The sequence below is a fragment of the Chitinophaga sp. CCNWYY40 genome (assembly GCF_037483205.1).
In the GTDB taxonomy this organism is placed as follows: domain Bacteria; phylum Bacteroidota; class Bacteroidia; order Chitinophagales; family Chitinophagaceae; genus Chitinophaga; species Chitinophaga ginsengisegetis.
In genome coordinates, this window is sequence record NZ_JBBHLF010000002.1 from 363,909 (window position 1) to 388,404 (window position 24,496).

The 24,496-nt window shown below is 44.9% G+C and carries 27 protein-coding genes and 1 tRNA gene; 18 read left to right on the plus strand and 10 right to left on the minus strand.

The features are described 5' to 3' along the window. Positions 1 to 159: 159 nt before the first annotated feature. The 7 genes from V7S65_RS07120 to V7S65_RS07150 all read left to right on the plus strand — a co-directional run bounded on the left by V7S65_RS07120 (position 160) and on the right by V7S65_RS07150 (position 6,807). A complete protein-coding gene (locus V7S65_RS07120; RefSeq protein ID WP_336388713.1) occupies positions 160 to 2,361 on the plus strand; it encodes a B12-binding domain-containing radical SAM protein in 2,202 nt (733 codons plus the stop codon). Between the two features lie 109 nt (positions 2,362 to 2,470). Continuing rightward, the gene (locus V7S65_RS07125; protein ID WP_111580395.1) at positions 2,471 to 3,019 is read left to right on the plus strand and encodes a hypothetical protein; all 549 of its coding nucleotides are present in this window, start codon (positions 2,471 to 2,473) and stop codon (positions 3,017 to 3,019) included. 24 nt (positions 3,020 to 3,043) lie between these two features. Further along, complete coding sequence (locus V7S65_RS07130; protein WP_111580394.1) at positions 3,044 to 3,682, plus strand: hypothetical protein; 639 nt, start codon at positions 3,044 to 3,046, stop codon at positions 3,680 to 3,682. Continuing rightward, positions 3,652 to 4,431 carry a sensor histidine kinase gene (locus tag V7S65_RS07135; protein ID WP_336388712.1) on the plus strand — a complete coding sequence of 260 codons (780 nt, stop codon included), beginning with the start codon at positions 3,652 to 3,654 and terminating at the stop codon, positions 4,429 to 4,431. The genes V7S65_RS07130 and V7S65_RS07135 overlap by 31 nt, the downstream gene beginning before the upstream one ends. 9 nt (positions 4,432 to 4,440) lie before the next feature. Continuing rightward, entirely contained in the window at positions 4,441 to 5,076 is a 636-nt protein-coding gene (locus tag V7S65_RS07140) for a response regulator transcription factor (protein WP_079467524.1), read from the plus strand. A 176-nt stretch (positions 5,077 to 5,252) separates the two neighbouring features. Further along, positions 5,253 to 6,041, plus strand: a complete 789-nt coding sequence (locus V7S65_RS07145) for an ABC transporter ATP-binding protein (protein ID WP_336388711.1) — start codon at positions 5,253 to 5,255, stop codon at positions 6,039 to 6,041. 16 nt (positions 6,042 to 6,057) lie between these two features. Then, complete coding sequence (locus tag V7S65_RS07150) at positions 6,058 to 6,807, plus strand: ABC transporter permease (protein ID WP_336388710.1); 750 nt, start codon at positions 6,058 to 6,060, stop codon at positions 6,805 to 6,807. 46 nt (positions 6,808 to 6,853) lie between these two features. On the opposite strand, the gene V7S65_RS07155 is transcribed toward V7S65_RS07150, so the two are convergent. Together V7S65_RS07155 and V7S65_RS07160 are read right to left on the minus strand one after the other, a co-directional pair. Next, entirely contained in the window at positions 6,854 to 8,338 is a 1,485-nt protein-coding gene (locus V7S65_RS07155; protein WP_336388709.1) for an arylsulfatase, read from the minus strand. A 61-nt stretch (positions 8,339 to 8,399) separates the two neighbouring features. Next, positions 8,400 to 9,677: a hemolysin family protein gene (locus V7S65_RS07160; protein ID WP_336388708.1), complete on the minus strand. Its 1,278-nt coding sequence runs from the start codon at positions 9,675 to 9,677 to the stop codon at positions 8,400 to 8,402. Between the two features lie 145 nt (positions 9,678 to 9,822). Here V7S65_RS07160 and V7S65_RS07165 point away from each other — a divergent pair. Next, a tRNA-Leu gene (locus V7S65_RS07165) sits at positions 9,823 to 9,906 on the plus strand. Positions 9,907 to 10,036: 130 nt separating this feature from the next. On the opposite strand, the gene V7S65_RS07170 is transcribed toward V7S65_RS07165, so the two are convergent. Then, entirely contained in the window at positions 10,037 to 10,318 is a 282-nt protein-coding gene (locus tag V7S65_RS07170; RefSeq protein ID WP_336388707.1) for an SDR family NAD(P)-dependent oxidoreductase, read from the minus strand. 112 nt (positions 10,319 to 10,430) lie between these two features. Beyond that, the gene (locus V7S65_RS07175; protein ID WP_336388706.1) at positions 10,431 to 10,871 is read right to left on the minus strand and encodes a nuclear transport factor 2 family protein; all 441 of its coding nucleotides are present in this window, start codon (positions 10,869 to 10,871) and stop codon (positions 10,431 to 10,433) included. Between the two features lie 314 nt (positions 10,872 to 11,185). On the opposite strand from V7S65_RS07175, the gene V7S65_RS07180 reads away from it, so the two are divergent. Further along, positions 11,186 to 11,317 carry a hypothetical protein gene (locus V7S65_RS07180; RefSeq protein ID WP_336388705.1) on the plus strand — a complete coding sequence of 44 codons (132 nt, stop codon included), beginning with the start codon at positions 11,186 to 11,188 and terminating at the stop codon, positions 11,315 to 11,317. A gap of 222 nt (positions 11,318 to 11,539) precedes the next feature. Next, on the plus strand, positions 11,540 to 12,283 hold the full coding sequence (locus V7S65_RS07185) for a hypothetical protein (protein WP_336388704.1): 744 nt from the start codon (positions 11,540 to 11,542) through the stop codon (positions 12,281 to 12,283). Positions 12,284 to 12,355: 72 nt separating this feature from the next. On the opposite strand, the gene V7S65_RS07190 is transcribed toward V7S65_RS07185, so the two are convergent. Beyond that, positions 12,356 to 12,718: a DUF2200 domain-containing protein gene (locus V7S65_RS07190; RefSeq protein WP_111578036.1), complete on the minus strand. Its 363-nt coding sequence runs from the start codon at positions 12,716 to 12,718 to the stop codon at positions 12,356 to 12,358. Positions 12,719 to 12,823: 105 nt separating this feature from the next. Here V7S65_RS07190 and V7S65_RS07195 point away from each other — a divergent pair, with 105 nt between their 5' ends. Together V7S65_RS07195 and V7S65_RS07200 are read left to right on the plus strand one after the other, a co-directional pair. Beyond that, positions 12,824 to 14,020: a metallophosphoesterase gene (locus V7S65_RS07195; RefSeq protein ID WP_079467516.1), complete on the plus strand. Its 1,197-nt coding sequence runs from the start codon at positions 12,824 to 12,826 to the stop codon at positions 14,018 to 14,020. 89 nt (positions 14,021 to 14,109) lie between these two features. Further along, positions 14,110 to 15,636: a family 43 glycosylhydrolase gene (locus tag V7S65_RS07200; RefSeq protein ID WP_079467515.1), complete on the plus strand. Its 1,527-nt coding sequence runs from the start codon at positions 14,110 to 14,112 to the stop codon at positions 15,634 to 15,636. Between the two features lie 147 nt (positions 15,637 to 15,783). On the opposite strand, the gene V7S65_RS07205 is transcribed toward V7S65_RS07200, so the two are convergent. Next, on the minus strand, positions 15,784 to 16,170 hold the full coding sequence (locus V7S65_RS07205; protein WP_336388703.1) for a winged helix-turn-helix transcriptional regulator: 387 nt from the start codon (positions 16,168 to 16,170) through the stop codon (positions 15,784 to 15,786). Between the two features lie 128 nt (positions 16,171 to 16,298). Between V7S65_RS07205 and V7S65_RS07210 the strand changes: the two genes are divergently transcribed. From V7S65_RS07210 to V7S65_RS07220, 3 genes are all read left to right on the plus strand, one after another. After that, complete coding sequence (locus V7S65_RS07210) at positions 16,299 to 16,934, plus strand: NAD(P)-dependent oxidoreductase (RefSeq protein WP_336388702.1); 636 nt, start codon at positions 16,299 to 16,301, stop codon at positions 16,932 to 16,934. Between the two features lie 2 nt (positions 16,935 to 16,936). Further along, the gene (locus tag V7S65_RS07215; protein ID WP_336388701.1) at positions 16,937 to 17,290 is read left to right on the plus strand and encodes a winged helix-turn-helix transcriptional regulator; all 354 of its coding nucleotides are present in this window, start codon (positions 16,937 to 16,939) and stop codon (positions 17,288 to 17,290) included. A gap of 93 nt (positions 17,291 to 17,383) precedes the next feature. Beyond that, complete coding sequence (locus tag V7S65_RS07220) at positions 17,384 to 17,746, plus strand: VOC family protein (RefSeq protein WP_079467514.1); 363 nt, start codon at positions 17,384 to 17,386, stop codon at positions 17,744 to 17,746. A gap of 43 nt (positions 17,747 to 17,789) precedes the next feature. Here V7S65_RS07220 and V7S65_RS07225 read toward each other — a convergent pair whose 3' ends face one another. Continuing rightward, complete coding sequence (locus V7S65_RS07225; RefSeq protein WP_336388700.1) at positions 17,790 to 19,343, minus strand: S41 family peptidase; 1,554 nt, start codon at positions 19,341 to 19,343, stop codon at positions 17,790 to 17,792. Between the two features lie 68 nt (positions 19,344 to 19,411). Between V7S65_RS07225 and V7S65_RS07230 the strand changes: the two genes are divergently transcribed. Together V7S65_RS07230 and V7S65_RS07235 are read left to right on the plus strand one after the other, a co-directional pair. After that, positions 19,412 to 19,564: a hypothetical protein gene (locus V7S65_RS07230; protein WP_336388699.1), complete on the plus strand. Its 153-nt coding sequence runs from the start codon at positions 19,412 to 19,414 to the stop codon at positions 19,562 to 19,564. Between the two features lie 153 nt (positions 19,565 to 19,717). Beyond that, positions 19,718 to 20,737, plus strand: a complete 1,020-nt coding sequence (locus V7S65_RS07235) for an efflux RND transporter permease subunit (protein WP_336388698.1) — start codon at positions 19,718 to 19,720, stop codon at positions 20,735 to 20,737. 22 nt (positions 20,738 to 20,759) lie between these two features. On the opposite strand, the gene V7S65_RS07240 is transcribed toward V7S65_RS07235, so the two are convergent. The 3 genes from V7S65_RS07240 to V7S65_RS07250 all read right to left on the minus strand — a co-directional run bounded on the left by V7S65_RS07240 (position 20,760) and on the right by V7S65_RS07250 (position 23,439). Next, positions 20,760 to 21,380 (minus strand): hypothetical protein, encoded by a 621-nt coding sequence (locus V7S65_RS07240; protein ID WP_339545405.1) that lies wholly within the window; start codon positions 21,378 to 21,380, stop codon positions 20,760 to 20,762. 98 nt (positions 21,381 to 21,478) lie between these two features. Next, positions 21,479 to 22,216, minus strand: coding sequence for a hypothetical protein (locus V7S65_RS07245; RefSeq protein ID WP_339545407.1), 738 nt, complete (start codon positions 22,214 to 22,216; stop codon positions 21,479 to 21,481). Between the two features lie 191 nt (positions 22,217 to 22,407). Next, on the minus strand, positions 22,408 to 23,439 hold the full coding sequence (locus V7S65_RS07250) for a WG repeat-containing protein (protein ID WP_336388695.1): 1,032 nt from the start codon (positions 23,437 to 23,439) through the stop codon (positions 22,408 to 22,410). A 331-nt stretch (positions 23,440 to 23,770) separates the two neighbouring features. On the opposite strand from V7S65_RS07250, the gene V7S65_RS07255 reads away from it, so the two are divergent. Then, positions 23,771 to 24,457, plus strand: a complete 687-nt coding sequence (locus tag V7S65_RS07255; protein ID WP_339545662.1) for an FISUMP domain-containing protein — start codon at positions 23,771 to 23,773, stop codon at positions 24,455 to 24,457. The last annotated feature ends 39 nt before the right edge of the window (positions 24,458 to 24,496 follow it).

The window sequence follows — 24,496 nt, forward strand, 5'->3', positions numbered from 1 at the left end:
CTGGTGGTGAAACAAAGATAAAGGGGTCTTTTATTATTTCCAAATAAAAGTCTATAAATTTTGTAGACTAATAGGAAAGGCCCGCTGCATCCTACTCTTAAGGCATCCGTATCGTTTCTCCTTAAAAAAGAACTAAATTTGCGTTTTAAATAACCTGACTTGAGTAATTCCGTTTTTTTAATAACGCCACCATTTACCCAGCTGAACACGCCGTACCCGGCCACTGCTTATCTGAAAGGATTTCTGAATACAAAGCATATTACTTCCTTCCAGTCGGACCTGGGTATTGAGGTAACGCTCCGTTTGTTTTCAAAACAGGGCCTGGAGCGGTTGTTTGCACATATTGCTGTGGCCCCGCCGGTGGCGGCTTCGGAGAATATTGCACGGATGCTGGTGTTGCAGGAGGATTACATACAAACCATCGACGCGGTTATTTTATTTTTACAGGGAAAGAATCCCACGCTGGCACATCTCATCTGTAAGCGGGATTACCTGCCGGAAGCTTCGAGATTTGCGCAGCTGGACGACCTGAACTGGGCCTTTGGCTCCATGGGCACGCAGGATAAAGCGAAACACCTGGCCACCATGTACCTGGAAGATCTGTCGGATCTGATCATGGAATGTGTGGACCCGCATTTTGGTTTCAGCCGCTATGCAGAACGCCTGAGCCGCTCCGCCAACAGCTTTGATGAACTATACGCCGCATTACAGGCGGAATATACTTATATAGATACCATCCTGACCGATCTCCTGGCGCTGCATATGCAACAGGTACAACCAGCTATGGTAGCGATTTCTGTGCCTTTTCCCGGTAACCTGTATGCCGCATTGCGCTGCGGACAATGGATCAAACAACATTATCCGGCTGTAAAAGTAGCGATGGGCGGCGGGTTCCCTAATACCGAGCTGCGCTCGCTGGCGGATGCGCGCGTATTTGAATTCGTGGACTTTATCACGCTCGACGACGGAGAAGCGCCCCTGGAAAACTTGCTGTTGTTTCTCGAAGGCAAGAAAACAGCGGAAGAGCTGAAGCGTACTTTCCTGCTCACAGAAGACAAAGTGACCTATGTGAACAGCAAAGCCACGCACGATTATAAACAGGCCCAGCTGGGTACGCCGGACTACAGCAACCTCCTGCTGGACAAATACATTTCCGCTATTGAAGTGGTAAATCCGATGCACAGCCTCTGGAGCGATGGGCGCTGGAATAAGCTCACCATGGCGCATGGCTGCTATTGGGGTAAATGTACCTTCTGTGATATTTCTCTTGATTATATAAAGATATATGAACCCATTACGGCCTCGCTGCTATGCGACCGGATGGAAACCATCATTGCGCAAACCGGGCAAAACGGTTTCCACTTTGTAGATGAAGCCGCGCCACCTGCGCTGATGCGGGCGCTGGCGCTGGAAATCATCCGCCGTAAGCTCACTGTTAGCTGGTGGACGAACATCCGTTTTGAAAAGAGCTTTACCCGTGACCTTTGCCTGTTGCTGAAAGCATCGGGTTGTATTGCTGTTTCCGGCGGCCTGGAGGTAGCTTCCGACCGTTTGCTGGGGCTGATCCAGAAAGGTATTACTGTGGCCCAGGTGGCGCGTGTAAACCGTCATTTCACAGAAGCGGGTATTATGGTGCATGCCTACCTGATGTACGGATTCCCTACGCAAACAGCGCAGGAAACCATTGATGCGCTGGAAATGGTGCGGCAGATGTTCCAGGCGGGGATACTGCAGTCGGCTTTCTGGCACCAGTTTACCATGACGGCCCACAGCCCGGTAGGGCTGGAGCCCGCGAAATTCAGCGTACAAAAAGAAACAGACGAAATCGGCGCCTTTGCCAATAATGATATTATGCATATCGATCCTACAGGTGCGGACCATGAAACTTTCAGCTATGGCTTGAAGAAGTCGCTGCTGAACTTTATGCATGGCGCCTGCCTGGATTACCCGTTGTCTAAATGGTTCGACTTCAAAGTGCCGAAAACCACGGTGCATCCCGATTTCATCACTACCGCGCTGATGGAGGAAGAAGCGGGCACGGTGAAGCCCACGTCGAAAGTAGTGTACCTGGGCAAACAGCCGGCGATGGAAATTATTACCAAGTCAAAGAAGGGGAGTACCTGGGAAATGTCTTCCTTAACTTTCCAGGGCAAAAAAGAGAAAGTAAATATCAGCGTGCAACCTCCCCAGGGAGCATGGCTTACGCAGATGCTGCAACAGCTGGCCGTGGCTAACGCTAAAACATATACGCTGCAGGAAGTGAAAGACAGCTATGAGGCGGCAGGGCTGGATGATTTTGAATTGTTTTGGGACAACAAACCGGTAAACACCCTTCACAAGCTGGGTTTGCTCAAGTTGTAAAAAAGAGGACGGCTGCAGGTGGAAAGCAGTAAAATACATTACCGGGGATTTTCCCGGTATCAGTCATGAACAAAAAGTCAAATATTTGTTTCCACTAAACTGACCTAACATGAGTGATCAAATGTCCCTTGCAGGCTATGGTTGTAACGACCAGGGCTACCTGAATCCTATAACTGAACAGCTGGATTACCGCATGCCCTTTACCGAGGACCAGGCCGTGACCTATGGAATGCCTATTACTGTTGCGGCATATTTTGGTATGCTGAATAACTTCTACAAATTTTTAATTGCTAATCCGGGACTGATTCCTTTATTTCAGGGTTCATACTCCGTGGATTTCAGTAAAGCTTCTCTTTTACGTATTCTCAGCCAGGAAGGTTGCGAATACGTACGTTTTCATTTTGCGATTCCGGAGCCCAACGAAAAGCTCAGCCTGGTAGCTGAGGGATTAACTTTCGACAGGAGCCAGGTCGGGTATGCGCAGTTGCTGCAGAAAGCCACTGCCAACGATATGGTGCATGCCGGCGGCGATCCGAAAATAGAGGAGAGAGGTAATGGAACGCCGGTTCCGGATCCTCCGTTAAGAGAATTATTTGAATTGCTGAAAGGTCATGGATCACCGTTAGCTACGGTAGATCTGGATCTGATATTTAGTTAACCCGAATCAAAATTTTTTGCGCCGATGAACGGTTGGGTGTACGCATATTATGCTTTATTGATAGCCTGTTTTATTATTAGCTTATTTCACCTGGAGCACAGGGAAGTAAAGTTGCTGTGCGTATTGCTCGGCGTATCTATTATTACCGAAGTGATAGTAGAATTGATCGGCACAGAAGGTTTAGGTTTTTTTATAGTGTATCATTTTTTTGTGGTGCTGGAATATAGTCTGATTACAATTATTCTCCGATCGGGGATCAGGGATTACCGCTGGCGCTTACTGATGGGTATTTCCATTTTTGTGTTTTGCATGGTGTCTCTTTTCTACAGCTTTGTATTGGGCGGGTGGCGTGCCTTTCCGGGTATCAACATCACGATAGAGAGCTTCCTGGTTATTTGCTGGTGCCTTTTATCCTTTTTTTCAATAACCCCGGATAGTGAAGCGTCTATATTCCGGCACCCTGTTTTTTGGTTAACCCTTGCCTTCTTTATTTATTTCGCGGCTTCGGTGAGTGTAAATGCCTTTTATAACCTGTTACTGGAAAACGATACCACCAGGGCCAGGCATTTTTTCGCGGTGTTGAACTCATTATCCAATTACCTGTTGTATATTATGCTGATAAAAGGCGTCGTATGCTTCCGGTCAAACAGGATCTCTTTGTAGCTGTGATTTTTATTTCGTTGCTGGTTACCATCATGGGACTGGTGGTAGTGGCAGCGGTAATAAGTTATAAGAAGAAGCAGGATGCATACTTACATCAGCTTAAGTTAATGAAAGAAGATTACGACAAACAACTAATGTGGTCCCAGATTGAAATGCAGGAAGAAGCCTTTGCCCACCTCGGACAGGAGCTGCATGACGATATCGGCCAATTGCTAAGCAGTACCAAGCTCCTGATCAATGTTACCCAAAGGAGCATGAAGGAAATCCCCGATACCCTGCAAATTGCAGAAGATACCCTGAGTACCGCTATTCAGCATCTGCGGGCGCTTTCCAAGTCGTTCAGCCGCCAGTGGCTGGACCAGTTCAGCCTGATAGAAAACCTGAAGGCGGAGGTAGACAGGATTAATTCCAGCAGGGCCATCAGCGTAAAGTTTACCCATGAACTAACGGTGCTGCCGTTACAGGCAGAGCCTCAGATCATCCTGTTCCGGATTATCCAGGAAGCCATGCAGAACTGTATAAAACATGCCCGTCCGCAGGTAATTGACATCAGTATCAGAACGGCAAACCAACAGTTGATCCTCATTATCGCAGATGATGGCTCCGGATTTGATAAAGCAGGAATGTCGGCTATTGGTATGGGCATCCGGAATATGCAGCACCGCACCACTTTACTTGGAGGCGATATCCGCTGGGAGGTGACTACCGCCGGCGGTACCGCAGTATTGATAACATTACCCCTTGAATAATTTTTGTTTATGAAGATCAACATAGGTATTGCAGATGACCACCAGTTGTTCCTGAAGTCACTTAGTTTACTGGTGAGCGGCTTCGCCGGCTTTCATATTGTGGCGGAAGCCATGAACGGCAGGGAGATGCTGGATAAACTGGCACAACTGCCTGCATTGCCCGACATCCTGTTGCTGGATGTAAATATGCCGGTAATGGATGGCGCCAGGGCCACCGAGGCAGTACTGAAATTATATCCCACGGTAAAAGTAGTAGCGTTGTCGATGAAAGACAATGACGCCACGATCATAGAAATGCTGAAGGCCGGTTGCTGTGCCTATCTCCTGAAAGATATCCATCCCACAGAACTGGAAAAAGCATTAACGGAAATTTATACCACCGGTCAGTATAACAACGATGCCTCCAATGTTAACTACCGCCGGTTGCTGCTGCAGTCAGAACAAAAGCAAACGCTCACGGAGCGGGAACGGGAGTTTCTCCACCTGGCCTGCAGTGATCTTACCTATAAAGCCATTGCCGCTAAAATGAACGTTACTGAAAGAACGGTGGATGGTTACCGCGAAATATTGTTTAATAAGTTAAACGTGCAAAGCCGTACAGGGATGGTGCTGGAAGCTTTACGCAGACAACTGGTTACTTTATAGAGCCTGGTTTTCCCACACTTTTTTTACGGGCCGACGCAAATACGCCAACGGACAGTTGGCTTTCACCGTTTTAACTCCTTCGTTTACCGCTTTTCCGGTGGCATTCGCCGGTTTAGCCGCGGCGATCCCCGTGGTTGTTGTATTTTCGACCGTCCGTTTAAACTAAATGTGATCAGATGATCAATCAACAACAAGCAACTGCTCCCGTTCTGGCTGTGAGCCAGCTAAACGTGCAGTATGGGGCTTTCCAGGCCGTAAAGGATGTTTCCTTTGAAGTGCATGCCGGCGAAATTTTTGGCTTGCTGGGACCCAATGGGGCCGGTAAAACCAGTACCCTCAGCGCTATTGAGGGATTGCTGCATCCCGCTTCCGGGAGTATTACGGTGGCGGGTTTCGATATCAGGGAGCAACCATTGCATGCCCGCGCCAATATGGGCGTACAGTTACAGGCTACCAGTTTTCAGCCGGAGCTGACCATCTCCGAAATCATCCGGTTGTTTGCCAGTATTTATGGCGTAAACTTAAAGGATGCTGCCGTAAAACAGAAGCTGGCAGAGATCAACCTCGAGGAGGCATCCGGCAAAAAAATATCGCAGCTTTCCGGCGGGCAGCAACAACGGGTATCGCTGGTGATATCCACTATTCATAACCCGCAGCTGGTATTGCTGGATGAACCTACTACCGGGCTGGATCCGCAGTCGCGGCGCCAGTTATGGGAAAGGATGGAGCATTTCCGCAACAACGGTCATGCGGTATTACTCACCACGCATTCGATGGAAGAAGCAGAAGCGGTATGCGACCGTATTGCGATCATTGATCATGGCCGCATTATCGCCATAGATACGCCGGAGGCGCTGATTGCGCAGCACCGGGATGATCCGGCTGTGCTGAGCGTGGTGAGGAAGGGGAAGGTTACTTTGGAAGATGTGTTTATCGGTTTAACCGGAACGGCAGTTCGTTCCTGATCAAATTACTACCAGGATGGAAACAAGTGTACCAAAAAATACGACTGTGATGGCCGCATTGCTGCGGGCCGATTTTACAACGCTGTGGCGCAACCGCCGTTCGTTTGGACTGGTGTTGTTGGTGTCGCTCGTTATTTTAGTGTCGTGGAAAGGATTGGTGGATAAGCTGGGCGGCGTGTTTGTGCTGTCGTCCTGTATTACGATCGGCCTTACCAGTATCGGGTTGATGGGGTATTCAAACAGTATTGCCCGCGACCGCGACAGGGGCGTGTTTCAGCGCTTGAGGGTAGGGCCGGTATCTGCATGGACCATTATGATGAGCCGCTTGATTGTGCAGATAGGGATGATCGTACTGATGACGGTCCTTGTGTTTGTGGTGGGTTATTTTGTGGATCATATCTATATTTCGCCGGTAGGTTATATCGCCGGTTTGCTGATGGCGATGCTGGGCGGCTTTGTGTACCTGGGTATGGGGCAGGCCATTGTAGGGCTCATCAAAAATCCGGATACGGTTAATTCTACTACCCGTCTTGTTTACTTTATATTTATTATGATCGGCATGTTTGGCGAGTTTGGGGTGTTGGGAAAGAAGATAGGGTTGCTGGTGATCTGGTCGCCATACGGCGTGGTAAGAAAGGTGTTGGCGGCGAGCCTGGATCCTGCCAGCTGGAACATGGATACCACCTGGGCTTTACTGGCGGCTGCCGGCTATACCATTGTGTTTGTGGTATTGGGGGTGAAGTGGTTTAAGTGGGAAAACAAGTAATGAGGCGCCGGGGTTTTCAGTAGCGTTGAAAATCCCGGCGGAGTTTTTATTTTGTTTTGCTTGTTTTTGGGTGGATGAATTCCCATTCGTTGATATGTGCGTTCCGGTGTTCTTTATTTACAATGTCGTTGAATACCGGCAGCATGGCGGTGTGTGCAGCGGCCACATCATGTTCTTCTCCTTTATCGGTACTGAGGTCGTACAGTTCCCACGGAGCGGCGGAATTTTTCTTCAGACCGTTTTTAATGGCTTTCCATTTTCCCATGCGGATGGCGATGGCGCCGCCCTTTTCGGGATATTCAAAATAGAGATATTTTCTTTCCGGTTGTTGAGCGTGTTTGCCGGTCATTTCCGGCAGCAGTGATATACCATCGTTCGGTGGGGCGGGGGTGCCTGCAATAGCCGCAAAGGTGGCCATCAGGTCGTATTGAACCGCTGGCAGCTCCGATGATTTTCCTGCCGGGATTTTTCCTGGCCAGCGGGCAATGAAAGGCTCGCGGATACCACCTTCGTAAAGGTCCATTTTAAGCCCTCTGAGGCCCCCGGTGCTATTGAAGAAGGCAGCGTCCACACCGCCGTTAAAAGTGGTGCCGTTATCGCTGGAAAACATAATGATGGTGTTGTTGTCCAGCCCGAGGCTGGCTACCAGGTTCATGATAATGCCCACCTGTGAATCCAGGTAAGTGATCATGGCGGCGTAGGCCGACAGCGGGTATTTCTGCGGGCTGTATCCCTGCTGGCCGTAGTAGGGCTTTTCATTGAACTGCCCGATGTATTGCCGGAGCGCGCTGTCGGGTACCTGGAGGGACACATGCGGTATGGTGTAGGGGAGATAGAGAAAGAAGGGCCGTTGTTGATTTTTCCTGATAAACTGTGTGGCTTTTTTCGTCATTTCATCTATCGCATAATCCTTTCCTTTATAATAATCGAAATCGGCATCGGTAGCCGTGGCAGGCGACAATGGCTGATGTACATTGATGAAGGTATTACGCAGACTGTCGGCTTTGCCGTTTTCCCAGAGATGGGTAGGGTAGAAGCTGTGCGACTGCTTCTGATCGAGATAGCCGTAGAAGTAATCGAATCCCTGGCGGTTAGGATCACCGGTGCTGTATTGCATGCCCAGTCCCCATTTGCCGATGGCGCCCGTGGTATAACCTGCTTTTTGAAGCATAGTGCCAATAGTAACGGTACCTTCCGGCAAAGGCATTTGTCCGCCTTCCAGTGAATCGGGGAAGCCGCCCATTTCATAGTTCCCACGGATATACGAATGTCCGCCATGACGGCCGGTGAGCAGCATACAGCGTGCAGGCGCGCATACCGGTGTGCTGGTATAAAACTGGTTAAAGTGGATGCCTTCTGCAGAGAGGCGGTCGAGATGAGGCGTTTTTATTTTCTGTTGTCCGTAAGGGCCGGTTTCCGCATATCCCAGGTCATCTGCATAAATAAAAATAATATTTGGTTTTCGTGTTTGTGCAGTGGAAATAAAGCCCTGCAAAACGAGTAGTCCAAGCAGGAAGGTTTCTCTTACCATAACCATCAGGTTGTTTATGTCAAGATAGAAAGGTTATGGTACATAAACTATAGTAAAAGTATTATTGCGCAAGCGTTTGCGTACGGATCACCACTTCATCGATGCGGTGATGATCCATTTTTTTTATTTCGAAGGTTACCTGGTTGAGCATTACTTTTTCGCCCGGCGCGGGGATATGTTTTAGCTTATCGATGAGGAGGCCGGCGATAGTAATGTCTTCTTTTTCATATTCGCGGAGCCATTCAAAGTTCAGTGTTTCGCGGATATAGCTTAGTCGTGTATAGCCATAGGTAAGCCAGCTTTTGTCTTCCTGCTGTACGAGGTAACGCTCTGTGGCATTGAATCCCGGCAGGCTGCCACCCAGCAGTCCGGACACAATATCATGATAGGAAATCATTCCTTCGCAGGCGCCGTACTCGTTAATCACCACGCCCATATTGGTATTTTCGCGGCGTAGCTGCTGGAAGATATCATACACCGCCTGGTTTACCGACAGGAAAGAAACGGGGCTGAGGAAGGCTTCCAGCGGTTTATCGGGATAAAGCAGGAAGTCTTTTACACCCAGGGCGCCCAGTACTTCCCTTTTGTTGCTGATTACCGGGAAGGTACGGTGTATACTACGTTTAATCGTTTCCGTTATTACTTCCCTGCTCATTTCATTATTTACATAGGTGATCATGCTGGAGGGCGTCATGATGTTTTCGGCTGTGAGGTCGTATGCAGAGAACAGGTTTTTATGCAGGGTGAATTCTCCTTTGTCTATGAGTCCCTGTTTATAAGCTGTGGTGAGCATGCTCCGCAGATCGTTTTCCGTTAACTTCTCTTCACGGATCGTATCTACGGAGAAGAGGCCGAGAATTAATTTGGTGCTTGCTGTAAGCAGTTTGATAAAGGGATAGGTAACTTTTGAAAAGAGGATCATCGAGGGGGTGATGAGGTAAGATACTTTTTGAGGGTTTAGCAGGGCAAGGGTTTTGGGGATCAGTTCACCGATAACGATGGTGAGGTAAGTGATGCCGCCTACGCCTACGATGAGTGCCACGAGGTGTGCCATGCTTTCGTGCAGGCCCCAGGAAACAAATACCGGTTCCAGCCAGGCGGCCATGAGATCGCCGCCGTATAGTCCTTCCAGTATGCCTACCAGCGTGATGCCTACCTGCACGGCGCTGAGGAATTCATCCGGATCTTTGATCAGGTTTAAAACGTTGAGGGCTTTTTTATTGCCGTTGTCTGCCTGCTGCTGGAGGAGGGATTTGTCTACCGAAATTAAACCAATCTCCGCAATGGAGAAGTAAAAGTTGAGCGCAATAAGCACGAGTATGATGATGATGGAAGTCATAGTTATTTTAACAACGCTTGCGGGTTATTTGTTTATCGGGCTGGTTTTCAGGGGAATTGCGGTGGTTGACTGAAAAAATATTTCAGTGAAATTTTGGAAAAATAAAATGGCTGCTTATATTTGCAGCCCTGACACAATATCAGTTGCCCAGATGGCGAAATTGGTAGACGCACTGTGTTCAGGTCGCAGCGCCCGCAAGGGTGTGCTGGTTCGAATCCAGTTCTGGGCACTTGAATGGACAAATCGAGATTACTCTTGATTTGTCCATTTTTATTTTTATTCAGACCGGACCCGGATAGATATTTTACATCTTCTTTTAGCAGTCGCTCATACGCTTCATTGATTTGTTGGGATATTGATCATCTCAACATCGGCTGTGATATTATACTCTCCGCAGAAATCAAACATTTCCGGTGTTTCACCTCCGAGATCAGGTGATCCAGATCGGTCAGATTTGAAACGTCACCCTTTATCGCTGTTACATTAGATCCAATCTGTGCAACGGCATCATCCAACTGTTCCTGCCGGCGGCCGGTAATATATACATGAGCGCCATGCGCTATAAAAAGTTTCGCAGCTGCAAGGCCGATACCACCGTTGCCGCCTGTGATGACCGCAACTTTGTTGTCAAATCTTTTCATTTTCGGAATGTTATTTTATGTTCTAGTGTTCTGGAAGCGTCCCCTGGGTCTGGTTCCCTGATCTTGCCGGGGTGCTTATGGTGACTATGGTGACTCTTATTGAGTAGGAATCCTAACTGTTAAATGGTCTTGCTTCTACGATAATAAAATATCCTGTACGTTCTTTTATTAACCATTTTCCACTTTGATACACATATCTGTCAGCATATTTAACACTATAGTCTGTAATAATATTTTTCCCTTCAGACTCTCTTATCATTTTGATTTGAGAAAAGGAAACGCCTGTCGCCGTATCTCCATCTATTTTTACTGTATGCTGTCCATTCATTGTAAAATAGGTTTTTACCAGAGAGGCATGTCCATTAAATTCTTTTTCCAGGTTTCCTGTTCCGGAAACATTTGCTGCTAAAAAGTCGTTCATGTAAACCTTATATATAGCGTCCGGTGTAAATAACCGCATTTGTTCAGATATCTTTTTTTCATCACCCAGATATGCATAGGCATCTATTAAATTCCTTAATTCTTCTTTGGCTTTCAAAATTTCCGGTGTCATATTCTTTTATTTAATATTGAAAAATTCTTTTATTTGGTTATAGTAATTGCATTTATGCTACTTCTTTTTCCTGGCTGGCGATCTGCTTATTCGTCTCCAGAATGTCCATTAAAATATTACTACGTGGTTACTTTGGGCAATAATCTTCCTATCACAAGAAGCCCGGCCGGACTTCCTGCGCCAAATATGATAATGTTCATTTTTTATGGATTTGAAATCTGTTCTGCTAGTCAGGGGCAATATTAGATCATATTTGCTTACATTTTATTAGTTGTTACTAAAAGGTTAGTGACTAATATTTTAAAAGCGATATCGTGAAAAAAGAGCAACAGAAAGAAAATCAAGCAATAAACAATAAAGCATTTACTAAAGATTGTACAGCATTACTATCAGCTATAGCAGATGCTTTATACGCTGTTGGAGATGCTTATAGCGTACGAACTTAGGTCTTACGGCCAAGACACGAAAAGGGATAAATCGAAATTGATCCTGGTTTGCCCATTTTTATTTTTATCCAACCCCGGCTTTTGTACCAGACGTTTTTAACACGCTCGAAAAGTTTAGCTAAGCAATATATTCGGTATTTTTAGGTATTGTGCAACCTATTGAAATAACTTGTTGCGTTGCGACGAACTTAACGCGATTCACAATTGTAAAGACTTATCTCTATGCTGAATCAGTTTATTAAAGCACTGCCTGTACTATTTCTGACAGCAGCTTCGGTTGATACTTCTGCTCAGGACAACGACTTTGAGCAACTTTCAAAAATCGCTAAAGACACAGGTATTAATTTCCCTTTGAATTATAAAATTTCAAGACCACGACTTGAATATCCTCATTGGGATAACGACTTTGACATTTACTATAATTTTCTTACGCCCGCATTAAGAAAGACCCAGGCTGCACTGAGCTTTACTCAAAATGGCGTAGTTACTTCTGTAACAGCTAATTCAATCATTCCACACGCACAGCTGGACACAACAACGATCGTTGATGACCCAAAGAAATTTATCGGGACATGGCGAATGATGAATGTTCGTTCAATACGATATAATGACTCCGTATACCTTCCGACGAAGACATATTACAGGCTTCCGGACGTTCTTTTGGCTGATCAAAGTAAGGATGAAGCTTTTGCGGTTATTTCGGACAATCATTTCAAGCTTTATGTTAAAGAAACAGGAAAGTCTGCTTTCAAAAAAATGATATCGGCTAAGTATAGCATTGAAAACAGGAGATTTATGATGATGTATAAGTTAGCCAAAGCAGGTGCAGGGGTTTCACAAATCGGAATTGACGAAAAAGGATACCTGATTCTGAATTCCCCGAGAGTAGTAGAGGAGGTGAAAAAAGGAGTATATTTTTCTTATTATACCGTCATTGAACAATACATTTTTGAGAAAATAAAGTGATAATAACGGTTGCTGTAAAACAGGTTGGGCCTGGTAAGACGCCGAAAACCGGGAAGTTCTGTCGTGAACACCTCACGATCCGCGCAAAATTTTCTCCATCTTCCGCCCCTTCGCCAGCTCATCCACCAGCTTATCCAAATACCTGACCTGCTGCGTCAAAGGATCTTCGATGTCCTCCACGCGGTACCCACAGATTACTCCTGTTATGAGGTGCACATTGGGGTTTAACGATGCCCGCTGGAAGAAGGCGTCAAAAGTTACCTTTTCTTCTATCAGCTCCTGCAGCTTCTTGTTATCGAAGCCTGTCAGCCATTCTATGATCTGGTGCAATTCTTCTTTTGTTCTGCCTTTCCTCTCCACTTTTGTAACATACAATGGATAGACCGAGGCAAATGTCATTTTTGCGATGCGATTATGTGTGTTGGAATTGTCCATGCCTCATATTTTAGTGTCGGTATTCATAATTATGTTCAAAAAGATGACAGATTTCCAAAATATTCCTGTTAGTTGTTCGTCTACTAATTTACATGTTTTATTTATATGGCTAAAAGACTTTCCCTGATATTATTGCTTTTCCTGGTGGGCGATATCTATTTCTACCAGGCTGTTATTACACTTACTCAAAATCCGGTGCTCCATCAGGGCTATTGGGTTGTTGATATTTTATTGATTGGAGGGATAATATCTACATTGTTCATGCTTAGAGCGGGTAAGCAGGTACGGCATCTTCTTTCCCTGCTGATGACGACCATGCTATTGATTTTCATTCCAAAATTATTTTCTTCGCCGGTTTTGTTGACTGAAGATATCCTTCGTTTGTTCCAGGGCTTTCCACCACGGAGCGTGTATATAAGTGAGGCAGCGCTTGTACTGGCAGGACTGATTTTTCTTGTCATCATTTTTGGCGTAACACGCGGCCGGCATTTTTACAGGATAAGAAAGGAAACGCTCTATTTCCCGGATCTCCCTGAAGCATTTGACGGTTTTACGATCACACAGATATCGGACGTACATTCCGGAAGCTTCAGTGACGCTAAAGGCGTACAAAAAGGACTGGATCTCGTAAATTCCCAAAACAGCGATCTGCTGCTATTTACGGGAGATCTGGTCAACAATTTAGCGTCAGAAATGGATCAATGGATTCCCATGTTTACAAACCTGAAAGCACCTTATGGAAAGTATTCTGTTTTGGGCAACCACGACTATGGCGATTATATCAAATGGGAAAGTAACGCGGCCAAAGAAGCCAATCTGACACGTTTAAAGGAGATTCATGCAGAAACAGGCTTTAAATTACTGCTTAATGAAGCGGTAGAAATAAACAAACAGGGCGAACGCGTTGCCCTCATTGGTGTAGAGAACTGGGGTAAAGGCGGTTTTCATAAATATGGCGATTTGAAGAAAGCAACAGCCAGGGTACCTGATCACTCTTTTAAAATACTGATGTCGCATGACCCGTCGCACTGGGATGAAGTAACTGTAGATCATGAACAACATGTACATCTTACTTTAGCCGGGCATACGCACGGTATGCAGTTTGGTATTGAACTGTTTGGTTTCAAATGGAGCCCGATAAAATATTTCTACAAGCAATGGGCCGGTCTTTACAAGCAGGGGGGCAAATACCTGTACGTGAACAGGGGCTTTGGTTTTCACGGATTAAAGGGCAGAATTGGCATATGGCCTGAAATAACAGTGTTGACCCTGAAACGGGCCGGTGCAGCTTTAACGCGGTAGTTTTTTTGTGGAGAAAGTTCAAAGAATAATTTTGTATATTAGGAAGAAGTATCACATTTTTCCGCGTTAATAGTTAATCCACTTCCTCCATGAAAAAAAATGCTATCTATTTGTTTGCCTGTTTATGTCTTGCACTTTGTTATGCCTGTAAAAAAGTAAGCCCCGGTAAGCTGGTTGCCGATAACGCCAAAACGGCGAATCTGGCTAACGAAGTGAATGAGGCGAACTTTACCCTTGAAAACACGTTCACGAATCCATTGATGCCACGGGGAGCTGATCCCTGGGTTACTCAAAAGAACGGAATGTACTATTTCATGTATACACAGGGAAGTAAACTGGTGCTTTACAAAACAAGCGCCATGACTGAACTGGCATTGGCGCCGCCATATGATGCCTGGATTCCTCCACAGGGAATGCCGTACTCAAAAAATATCTGGGCGCCGGAACTTCATGAAATCGACAATAAATGGTATATCTATTTTGCTGCCGATAACGGCACCAATGCCAATCACCGGATGTATGTGGTAGAAAATAATTCCGCCGATCCCACACAGGGAACATGGACATTGAAGGGAAAAGTTGCCGATTCTACGGATCAATGGGCAATAGACGGAACCGTTTTTAAGTATAACGGGCAAATGTACATGTTATGGTCCGGCGGCAATGCAGGCGCTGCACCACAGCGTATTTACATCGCCCCCATGAGTAATCCCTGGACAATTGCGGGGGCGAAAGTAGCCATCTCCAGCCCCACATACTCCTGGGAAATGAATGGTAACGCCATTAACGAAGGTCCGCAGGCAATCATCAACCCCAACGGACGCCTGTTTATTGTGTATTCGGGCAGCGGCTATTGGGTGGATACCTACTGCCTGGGATTGTTAAGTCTTAACCTGAACGGGGATCCTATGAATCCTGCAGATTGGGTGAAGACAGCAAATCCTGTTTTCTCGATGAACGCTGATAGTGGCGCCTTTGGTCCCGGTCATAATGGGTTTTTCAAATCACCGGACGGTACGGAAGACTGGATCATCTATCACGCACGCAGTGCGGCTGGCGGCGGTGGCCGGAATGCGCGCATACAGAAATTTACATGGAATGCAGATGGCACGCCAAATTTCGGTGTACCGGTTAAAATCGGTTCGTTTGTGCCGAAGCCTTCCGGTGAACCGGTACGTAAGATGTATACCAAAGAGAATTGGTCGATCGCCGGATTCAGCTCTGAAGAACTTAACAACAGCAGGCTGGCCATACGGTTAATAGACGACAGCGCTTCCACGCCCTGGATAGCGCGCTATTCCGCCCCTGCTACCAACTATCCTGACCATTGGATCACGGTAGACATGGGAGATACGCTTTCCGTAGATGGTTTTGTTTTCATCCAGAAAGATGGCGACCGGAAAATAAAGGAGTTGCAGATACTGGTGGGCAATGATAACCAGACCTGGGAAGATCTTGGTACTACCGTGCTGCTTAATCTCTATCCAAATAAACAGTATTTCAACCTTCCTGTAAGGAAGCAATTCAGATATTTTAAACTGGTACCAATATCGGGGCTCGACAGTCAGCCGCAACCCGGCCTGGCGGAAGCCGGCACCTTTATACTGGATAATTAAGTTTTGTTTTACAGCCCGCTGTTAATGGCGGGCTGTGTTGCGGTTATCAGCTTATAGCCTGATCTGGTTCTTCCCGGATAACATCTGCCAGGCGGGAGGGTAGTTTGGCCATCAGCGTAAGGACATCTTCTTCTGCGGAATTGATCTTTATATGGCCGCAGACAATTCACTTTTGACTTTCTGCCGGTGTTGAATACCCCATTCAGTTAATGACGCCACCACCTTTTCGAGCGTGTGGCTGTAAGGTGTCAGCTCATATTCAATGAGCACCGGATATCCAACCGATACCTTTTTTAAAACGAAGCCGTTCAGCTCCAGTTCCTTCAGTTCACTGGAAAGCACCCTTGCAGAAATACCCGTCACCCGTTTTTGAAGTTCGGTAAACCTGGTGTTGCCCCTTGCAATCGCAATAATGATCATTAGCTTCCATTTGCCCCCGATGGCATATAAAGCATCCGCTACGGCGGCCAGAGTAGTAGCACATTCTTCAGTGAATGCTTTGTCTGCTTTTGGAGTCCCGTTTTCTTCCTTCATAATTATAGTATTAAATTATTAGGTACTAACCTTTTGGTAACAGCTAATAAAATGTAAGCAAATGTAGGCTAATTTTGAATCAGAGAGAAATGAACATGAAACACGTTTTACATCAAACAAATAAAAAAATGAACATCACAATATTCGGTGGAACAGGACCTGCAGGGCTTCTTGTGATAGAAAGGGCATTACACAACGGACACATGGTAACTGCGTTTGCAAGAACACCTTCCAAAATATTCATTCAACACAACAATCTTAAAATTGTAAAAGGAGAATTAACCCAACCCGGTAAAATCGACGAGGCTATAAAAGGCGCCGATGCCGTCATCAGTTTATTGGGGCCGAAAACCAATTCCAAAGGGCTGCTTGTTTCAACTGGCATTAAAAACATAATCAATAGCATGCGAAAGAACGGCACAAAGCGACTTATTGCTGCAGTGTCATCCAGTTACAGGGATGCAAATGATAAATTTCAATTCGGATTTGAATTTGGCGTTGTTATGCTCAGGGTATTGGCCAGTAATATATTGAAGGATATTGTGGGGATGGGAAAACAGATTGCTGAAAGCCAGCTTGACTGGACGGTGGTTCGCCTACCCATGTTGACTAATAAGCCACCAAAAGGGAAATTGAATATTGGATATACAGGTGACGGAAAGATAAAATTCTTTTCTCTCACAAGAGCTGATCTGGCCAACTTTCTGGTTCAACAACTCGATGACAACATTTACCTGCATAAAGCCCCTGTAATAAGCAACTAATAATGAATTCTGAAAAGCTAAACACTGTTGTTAAAGACGTGATGCCGTTACTATCAGGTAAATGGAAAATGCAAATTGTCAGTTTTCTGTTGAGAAACGGGAAAACACGTTTTATGGATTTGCGGAGAGGGGTGGCAGGTATATCATCAAAAGTTTTGTCCGATGAATTGCAGGAGCTGGAGCATTGCAAAATCGTTTCCCGCAAGGTGGTGAGTCCAAAACTTATTTCAGTAGCATATGAATTGACAAAACACGGTAAAACTCTGGAAACTGTTATCCTTACAATAGCAAGCTGGGGTGCTGCGCATCGCAGGTATCTATCTCAAAACGCACATAGAGCATCAAAGCAACCATGAGTTCAATACTACAGGAGATAATCTTGATGCTGTCGTTTTTTTACAAACAGGCAACAACGGCCATTTTATATCTTTGTAAAAAGCATATGATCTATGGCAGACACGCATTCTAAAGGCAAATTAAAACATGAGCAGGTACAGTATATCGAATTCCTGTCAAAAGACATCAGCCGCGCCAAAGAATTTTACACCAGGAGTTTTGGTTGGAAGTTTACCGATTACGGACCGGACTATACTGCATTTGAAGGTGATTATGTAGATGGTGGATTCACCACGGGAAAACCGGTAAAAGGGAGTGTTTTAATCATTCTCTATTCAAACAATATTGAAGCTACCCAACAAAAGATTGTAGCAGCAGGAGGTAAGATCGTAAAGGACATCTTTAGTTTTCCCGGTGGGAGGCGTTTCCACTTCACAGATCCCGACGGCTACGAGCTGGCAGTTTGGTCGCTGTAACAGGCCCGCAGCCGTATATGCTGTGATTACCCGGATGGATATGTCAGGATTTCTCAGCGATGAGTTTCAGCACATATTCCATCTGGGTATCGCGGTTTTGCATAAAATCGCTGAAAGAAGGCCATACCGTGTGATGGGGAATAATGCCCCTGCCTTCCGGTTGATCCGGCTTTACAGGTGCATCCTGCTCCACATAAACGATGGAGAACTTCGTTTTTATTTTTGAATGAGGCAGTTCATATATCAATGGCATATGGCCGTTATGCACATAATATCCGCCAACGGTTTCAACCCCAACAATAGTAACGTTGCGTGCATAGGCTTTCACAAGAGAAGCCAGGTGTGATGCTGCCGATGCCACCTCTTCGTCAATAAGTAAATACAATTTTCCTTTGAAACCGGGCTGCTTGGGGTAATACACCGGGTTGTATTTGATGTTCTGCATATTCCTGCCGTTTTGCAATGCAGGAAAATAATCTTTCAGGAACAGCTTCCCGGCTGCCTTGGATGCTGAGTCCATCTTTACAGCCGTGGATACACCCCAAAAATATTCTTCATAGGCAATCCCATCACCAAAGATGGTATAAGCCAGCTTATTTTCTTTGAAACTTGAATCCGTCAGGTACATCATCGGTTGTTCAAAAGTAGGATCACTGCCACCGGGATTGCTGCGGATGTCTACAATGAGGTTGGGTATTTTGTTTTGATCAAGTACCCGGAACACGCTGTCGAGGAATGCCACATACACCGGGAAAGCCGGATCGTCTGCCCCGGTGGCCATTGAGAATATCCGCAGGTTCAATAAACCTGTTGAAGGATTCTTCATCTTAAAACTATATTTGGGCTGCACGTTGTAATCGATCACGCTGTCTACCGGTGCGCTATGACGCAGTACCAGGTTGGCTTTCCGTTCTTCCAGCGATACAGCCGGTACCGTTACTGTTTGTTCCATAGTGGCGCCCGGGGCGGTAAACCGGATGGTAAAGCTGTCTTTGATGCCATACTCATAGAGGTAACGCAATCCATAACTCTTGTTCACGCTGCCTGATAGCTTTCCTGTTTCGGTAAAGCCATCTGTGGTGATGTATTTGTAAAAAGAGTGCATCAGGTCCTTGTCGGAAACACCATTGATACTTGTTACCCTTGATCCCACGGGGATTTGCGCTGTTTTGCTATTGAAGATCATATTACCCTCAATATATTTAAGGGCAAAAGGGAAGAAGCCTCGCTGCTGGTTGAAATACCTGACAAGGTCGGCCTGCGGCTCTGTATAGTTATGGCAGCTGCCTTCAAAATCGGTCAACTGCAAAATGATCTTATAAAAACCCAGTACAGGCATAGGCTTGCGCACCTCCCTGAAGGCCCATTTATAGATGCTGTCGATCTGCTTTTGGGTACGGTAGCGATACAAACCGGAGTTGGTTTTTTTACGGATGTCGAGGAACAATTGCAGATCCTGCTTCATTTCCCGGGGAGAAAGCTGCCGGTTGTATACAGACAGGCTGTCGATAGATGGTTTGGTTGGCTGGGCGGACTTCGCGGTTGGTTGTGCCCATCCCTGATGCGCCAGTAATAGCAAAAACAGTACTTTTCTCATGTGGTTCAGATATCGGGCGCTAATCTACAAAAACCTGCCAGAATGTAGCCGGTTAGGAGAAATTTATCTTGTATTTTTTTGAGACGCATAGTAGGGCAGTGGTAGCACCCACCGACACCGTGCTCCGCCTGTTCAGCCAGGCATTTGCCGATGCGAAATATACCCGGTGGGTGGAAGACAGCGGGTACTATACTGTTTCTTTTACCAGGGATAAAACGTAGTGCAGGATATGGTGTGATAAAGCAGGTGCACTCGTTTACGCTACTGCAAAAAAATGAAGGAGTGCTTAGGTCGAAATTTAATCTAAATATAAGTTACCTTGTAGCAGCCCAATATTTGAAGTTATTTTTCCTTGTTGAATAATTACAAAACAGATGTTTAAGAAACTTTTGAAATGGCTTGTATCTGCCACGGTTATTTATGCTATATCCATTATCCTGGTTAGTTGCGCCGGGATGGCATCACCCGGACAGCAATTCCCTCATATGGCCTTGCCTTCAATACAGGTGAGGGCGCTTTATCCTGGAGCTGATGTCAGAACTGTATTAGGCTCAGTAACTCCGCCATTAAAAGATTCCATCTTTCATAATGTTGAAAACATGGATTATATGACCTATACCGCAAGTAGCGATGGCTCATTAATTATTACCATTTACTTTAAACCAGGTACTGATCTGGACCTGGCCGCAGTGAATATTTCAAACCTGGTTTCCGTAGCTTCAGGACAACTGCCTGCACAGGTAGTACAGTCTGGCATCACCGTTCTCAGAAAAAATGAGCCTATAGTTATGGCGGTTAATTTGTATTCGGAAAATACCGGGCCATATGATCAGGCATTCCTGGCTAATTATGCCGCAATCAATATTGTTCCCGGAATACAACGGGTTCCCGGGGTCAGTCATTTGATTACTTTTGATGAGAATAAAGATTCGTTGATGCGTATCTGGTTAAATAAAGAGCAGATGGCCGCTTTAAATTTAACGCTGAAGGAAGTATTGGCCACTATTCCGGATGATAAATTGGAAGCGGTAACGGGGATATTATACAAGAATGGTAAACGGACTTCTGATTATATTATTAAGTGCAAAAGTGAGCATACCCAGCTTGTTGAGTATGGAAATATGATTGTCCGTAGTAATGCCGATACAGCTTTGAGATTAAAGGATGTGGCAGCGAAGGTTGAATTTGGTCCTTATACTTATGGGAATTTTTCCCGTATAAATGGTAAAACTGGTATCAGCATCGTGGTAACACAGGCAGCTGATTTAAATTATAATGAGGTTCAAATGGCGGTAAAAAAGCTAATGGAAACAGCATCGATGAATTTTCCAACCGGTATAAAACATTTGATATTATATAACCCTAAAGATTCCGTATATATTTCAGGTGAGTAGGATATATTTCCGTAAACATCTCTCACTGAACGTTTTTACCTGGTTTACGTGTTTCTAATGTCATTGGTATTCTTCTGCCTTTCCTGAAATAGAAACCTATAACCGTATTATTTTTGAAAATTGCCACATTAATCGGTTCGAAGCCCAGCATAAGGATATAATCGCCATCAGCTAACCATTTATATTTCCTGGGCTTCTCGGTTTCATCATAAACAAATACTTTTTCCTTGTCGCCAATGTCTTTCCAATGAGCTATCTCTACGCTGTCTTTATCAAAACTAAAGGCAAGATAGTTATTAGCGGAATGAGTCACATAAGTTTTTTCGACTACCGTATCTGCTGGTTGTGGATTCTTACGTTCCCTGAATACTATTTGGTTGTCATTAATGCTTACTAAACTATCACCGGCTATTTTCAGTTTTTTTGCAACATCCTCTTCCGGCAGGTAATCTATTTGGATAATGCCGTTTTGCTGTTGCCATTTATGGTAAGTCCACTCATCATCAACAGATGCAAGCGTGTAGTAGTAATTACCTCCCTGCTGTTGAGAATAAATACCGTACCTTAATATGCCTACCTGGTCTTTCTTAAAATCAAGCAGGTAATATTCCCATATGTCGTTTACATCTTCTCCTTTTTTCATAGAAAAGTGTTTTTGTAATGCCGTGTAGCTTTTATCAGTTTGTGCACAAACAAGAATGTTGTACAGCAATAACAGCGCCGTATAAAAAAGTTTTGTTTTCATTCTATTGGGTGCATTTCTATCTCTATACCATCATGTAAAACCACCACCTTATCGTCTTTAACCATGGCCATAGTCCAATTATTAAAACCAAATACAAAAATGTACTGCCCATCTGTCGTCCATTTGTATTTGTTGTGTGGGTTGCTTTCAAAGGCAACCCTGGCATGCCGTGTCCACCTGCCGGTATTATTTGCTCTGATGTCGGTCCCCGCACTATCTTTAACACCATCATGCCCCCGGTAGCCCATTTTTACGCCGTCTTTATCAAAGCGAAGAAAGGCATAGTTATCCGGATATAAATAGCGCTCATAAGTTTTTCCGGTTAACGAATCAGGCGACAGCTGTTGTGGCCTGAATACTATTTTCCGGCCATGGACAGATACTAAATTATTGCCTTCTTTTTTTAATATGGCGGCTACATCATTTTCTTCATCGGGGAGGCCATATACATAGATACTGCCATCGGATTGGTACCACGTGCCGTGCATCCAGTCGCCATTATGGCTGGCTCTTGTATTATATTTGTGGTTTCCTTGTTCAGTAACTATAGTATAAGGTAAAATGAGTACCTCATCTTTTTTAAAGTTGAGCATATAATATTCTGATCTGATTTTACCGCCGTCTTTATCTTTTGAGCGTAGATCATTGACCAATGCCGTATAAGTTTTACCTTCTTGTGCTTGTGCCATAATGCCGAATAGTAATAGAACGGTACAGAAAATTTTTACCTTCATGTTTTGTTGCAATCCTTGCTTTGTTAAGGTCAAGCCGATACTCCTTTAAACAAGTTTTGATACTACTTACTGCTCTTTCATCATCTACAAACGGTCAATTTTTTTTGCTCATCAAACCAGGCTTCTTTGTAAAGTAGCTGCCCTTTTTCGTCTGTTTTGTAATACTTTATCATTTTCAAGGTCTCCGGAGATTAGTTCTTTTTCATTGGGTTCTTAATAATGCTTACTATATTCTCACTATTTCTCACAATAGCAAGCCCTTCATAAAATTGCGCGGCTTCGGTAAATTGTGGTTGTATTACCCATTTGCCACTTTGGTCAACATAACCCCATAATTCATCTTGTCTTACCGCCAGTAATCCTTCGCTGAAATTGCCCTCAGTACCTGTAATACGTTTGCCTGTGGTATAAAGGAGTAATTTGCCTGTTTCTGTAAAATTGCTGTCCAATAGGTACAGAAAGCCTTCTTTGCTGCCATCGGCCTTTCCATGTATTATGCCCCAAAGCGGCCCGCCATTGTAATCTGGTGGCAACACATCAAAACGGGGAGCCAGCCTTATTGTACCTTTCTTATCCATTAATCCATAATGTCCATTTTCAAGAAACCTGGCTATGCCTGTTTTAAATATTGTTACGTCTTGTTTATTGTTGGCAATGGTTAACAGGGTAGTACCTTTTTTATCAATTATTGCATGGTATTCGTCTTCTTCGTTTGAGTTGCCTGATTTATTTGTTACTGTTACTACCGCCACGTTATCCGAAAAATAAAAGGTATTGCTATACTGATAGGGGATAACCAACCGGCCGGCAGTATCTGCAAATCCGTGGCGGAAATTGTTATCTTTATCTGCCTGGAAAACTTCCAGCAGTCCTTCCTTAAACATATTGGGCATACTGGTAGGTTCGGCTTTTATACTTTCGGCCGTAAATATTATTTTACCGTTACTGTTGATACAAGCCCAGCCTTTGCCGTCGGGGAGCCACACAATGGCGCGTCCACAGGAGAAAGGCCTTGTGTCTTTGAATCTTGTTTCTATAACCAGTTTTCCTGTTTTGTTAATGTAGCCATACAGATCAGCACCCTCCGGTACTACCGATGCTAAGCCTTCACTAAACGGGGATGATAGATGATATTGGGCGGGTATTTTCCACTCACCCCCGGCATTGATAAAACCATATAACCCATCTTTTTTTGCTTTTGCGCTCATGAGCCCCTCGCTCATAGGTTGTATGTGACTAAACTGTCCTGGTGGTACGGCATATTCGATTTCTTGCGCGCAGGAAGTAAAATAAAAAAAGCTGCTTATTAACAGCGGTAATATTTTAAGAAGATTATTTTGGGTCATCAATTATTTCATTTTAATAACATCTGCAAGTGTGCGAGGGTAAAATGTAAACGGGTATTGGCTTCTTCAAAAGAATCAAAAATAATACAGTTTTACCGGCAGATAAATACCTGTAAGCAGGTATTTATTATACTTCTCCCTGTGGTTACTTTTGGATATGATCACGAATGCATGCAGGAAACTATGCGGCCCGGCGCTTGCACTTATCATGTTAGGTAGCTGCGCCGGAAGTTCTAAAATTGTACGGAAGAAAGGAGGATATGCTGTTCTGATAGATAAGCGGGATGGCAGTCGTTATCTGACAGGCCGTATTAATGGCAAATTATGGACAATGAGTAATGCAAGAATCGGGTTGCCCGGTTCGAGCTTTTTCTTCACCCCACGGCATAACCCCATCGGTCCTGAAGGACGAACGTATACCTGGAAGCTGGCACAACAGGCTTGCCCCGAAGGCTGGCGACTTCCAACCTCCGAAGAACTGGCCGGCCTGTTCCTGGCTTATGGCAAAGTTGCCTATTCGGGCGAGTTACCCTATTTTAGAAAAATATTTGGCCCTTACCAGCCAGATAGTACGGCTGCATCCTACCAGGCCTTGCTGAAAGATGAGTTACTTCTTTTTCTTCCGGGACATAAGGCAGAACCGGATATATATAAACAAAGCCTGCAGTTAAGCCTTTTTTGGAGCAGTGATAGCGTAGCTAACGATGCTTATGCCGTTCATTGGGATGAAGAACAAAAAAACATACATTTTGGTGCGTACCCGCAATCGTATTTTGGCTTCTGCCGTTTTGTAAAAAAGGAGCGGCTAAACAAAAAACAACGACAGGAATTAGAACGTAATCATGCCACCCGTATACAAGAGGAAGCTGCAGCCCAACAGCTTAACCCAAAATAAAAAAGGACGGTCATAAAAGGAGCATTAAAATCTGCCAGG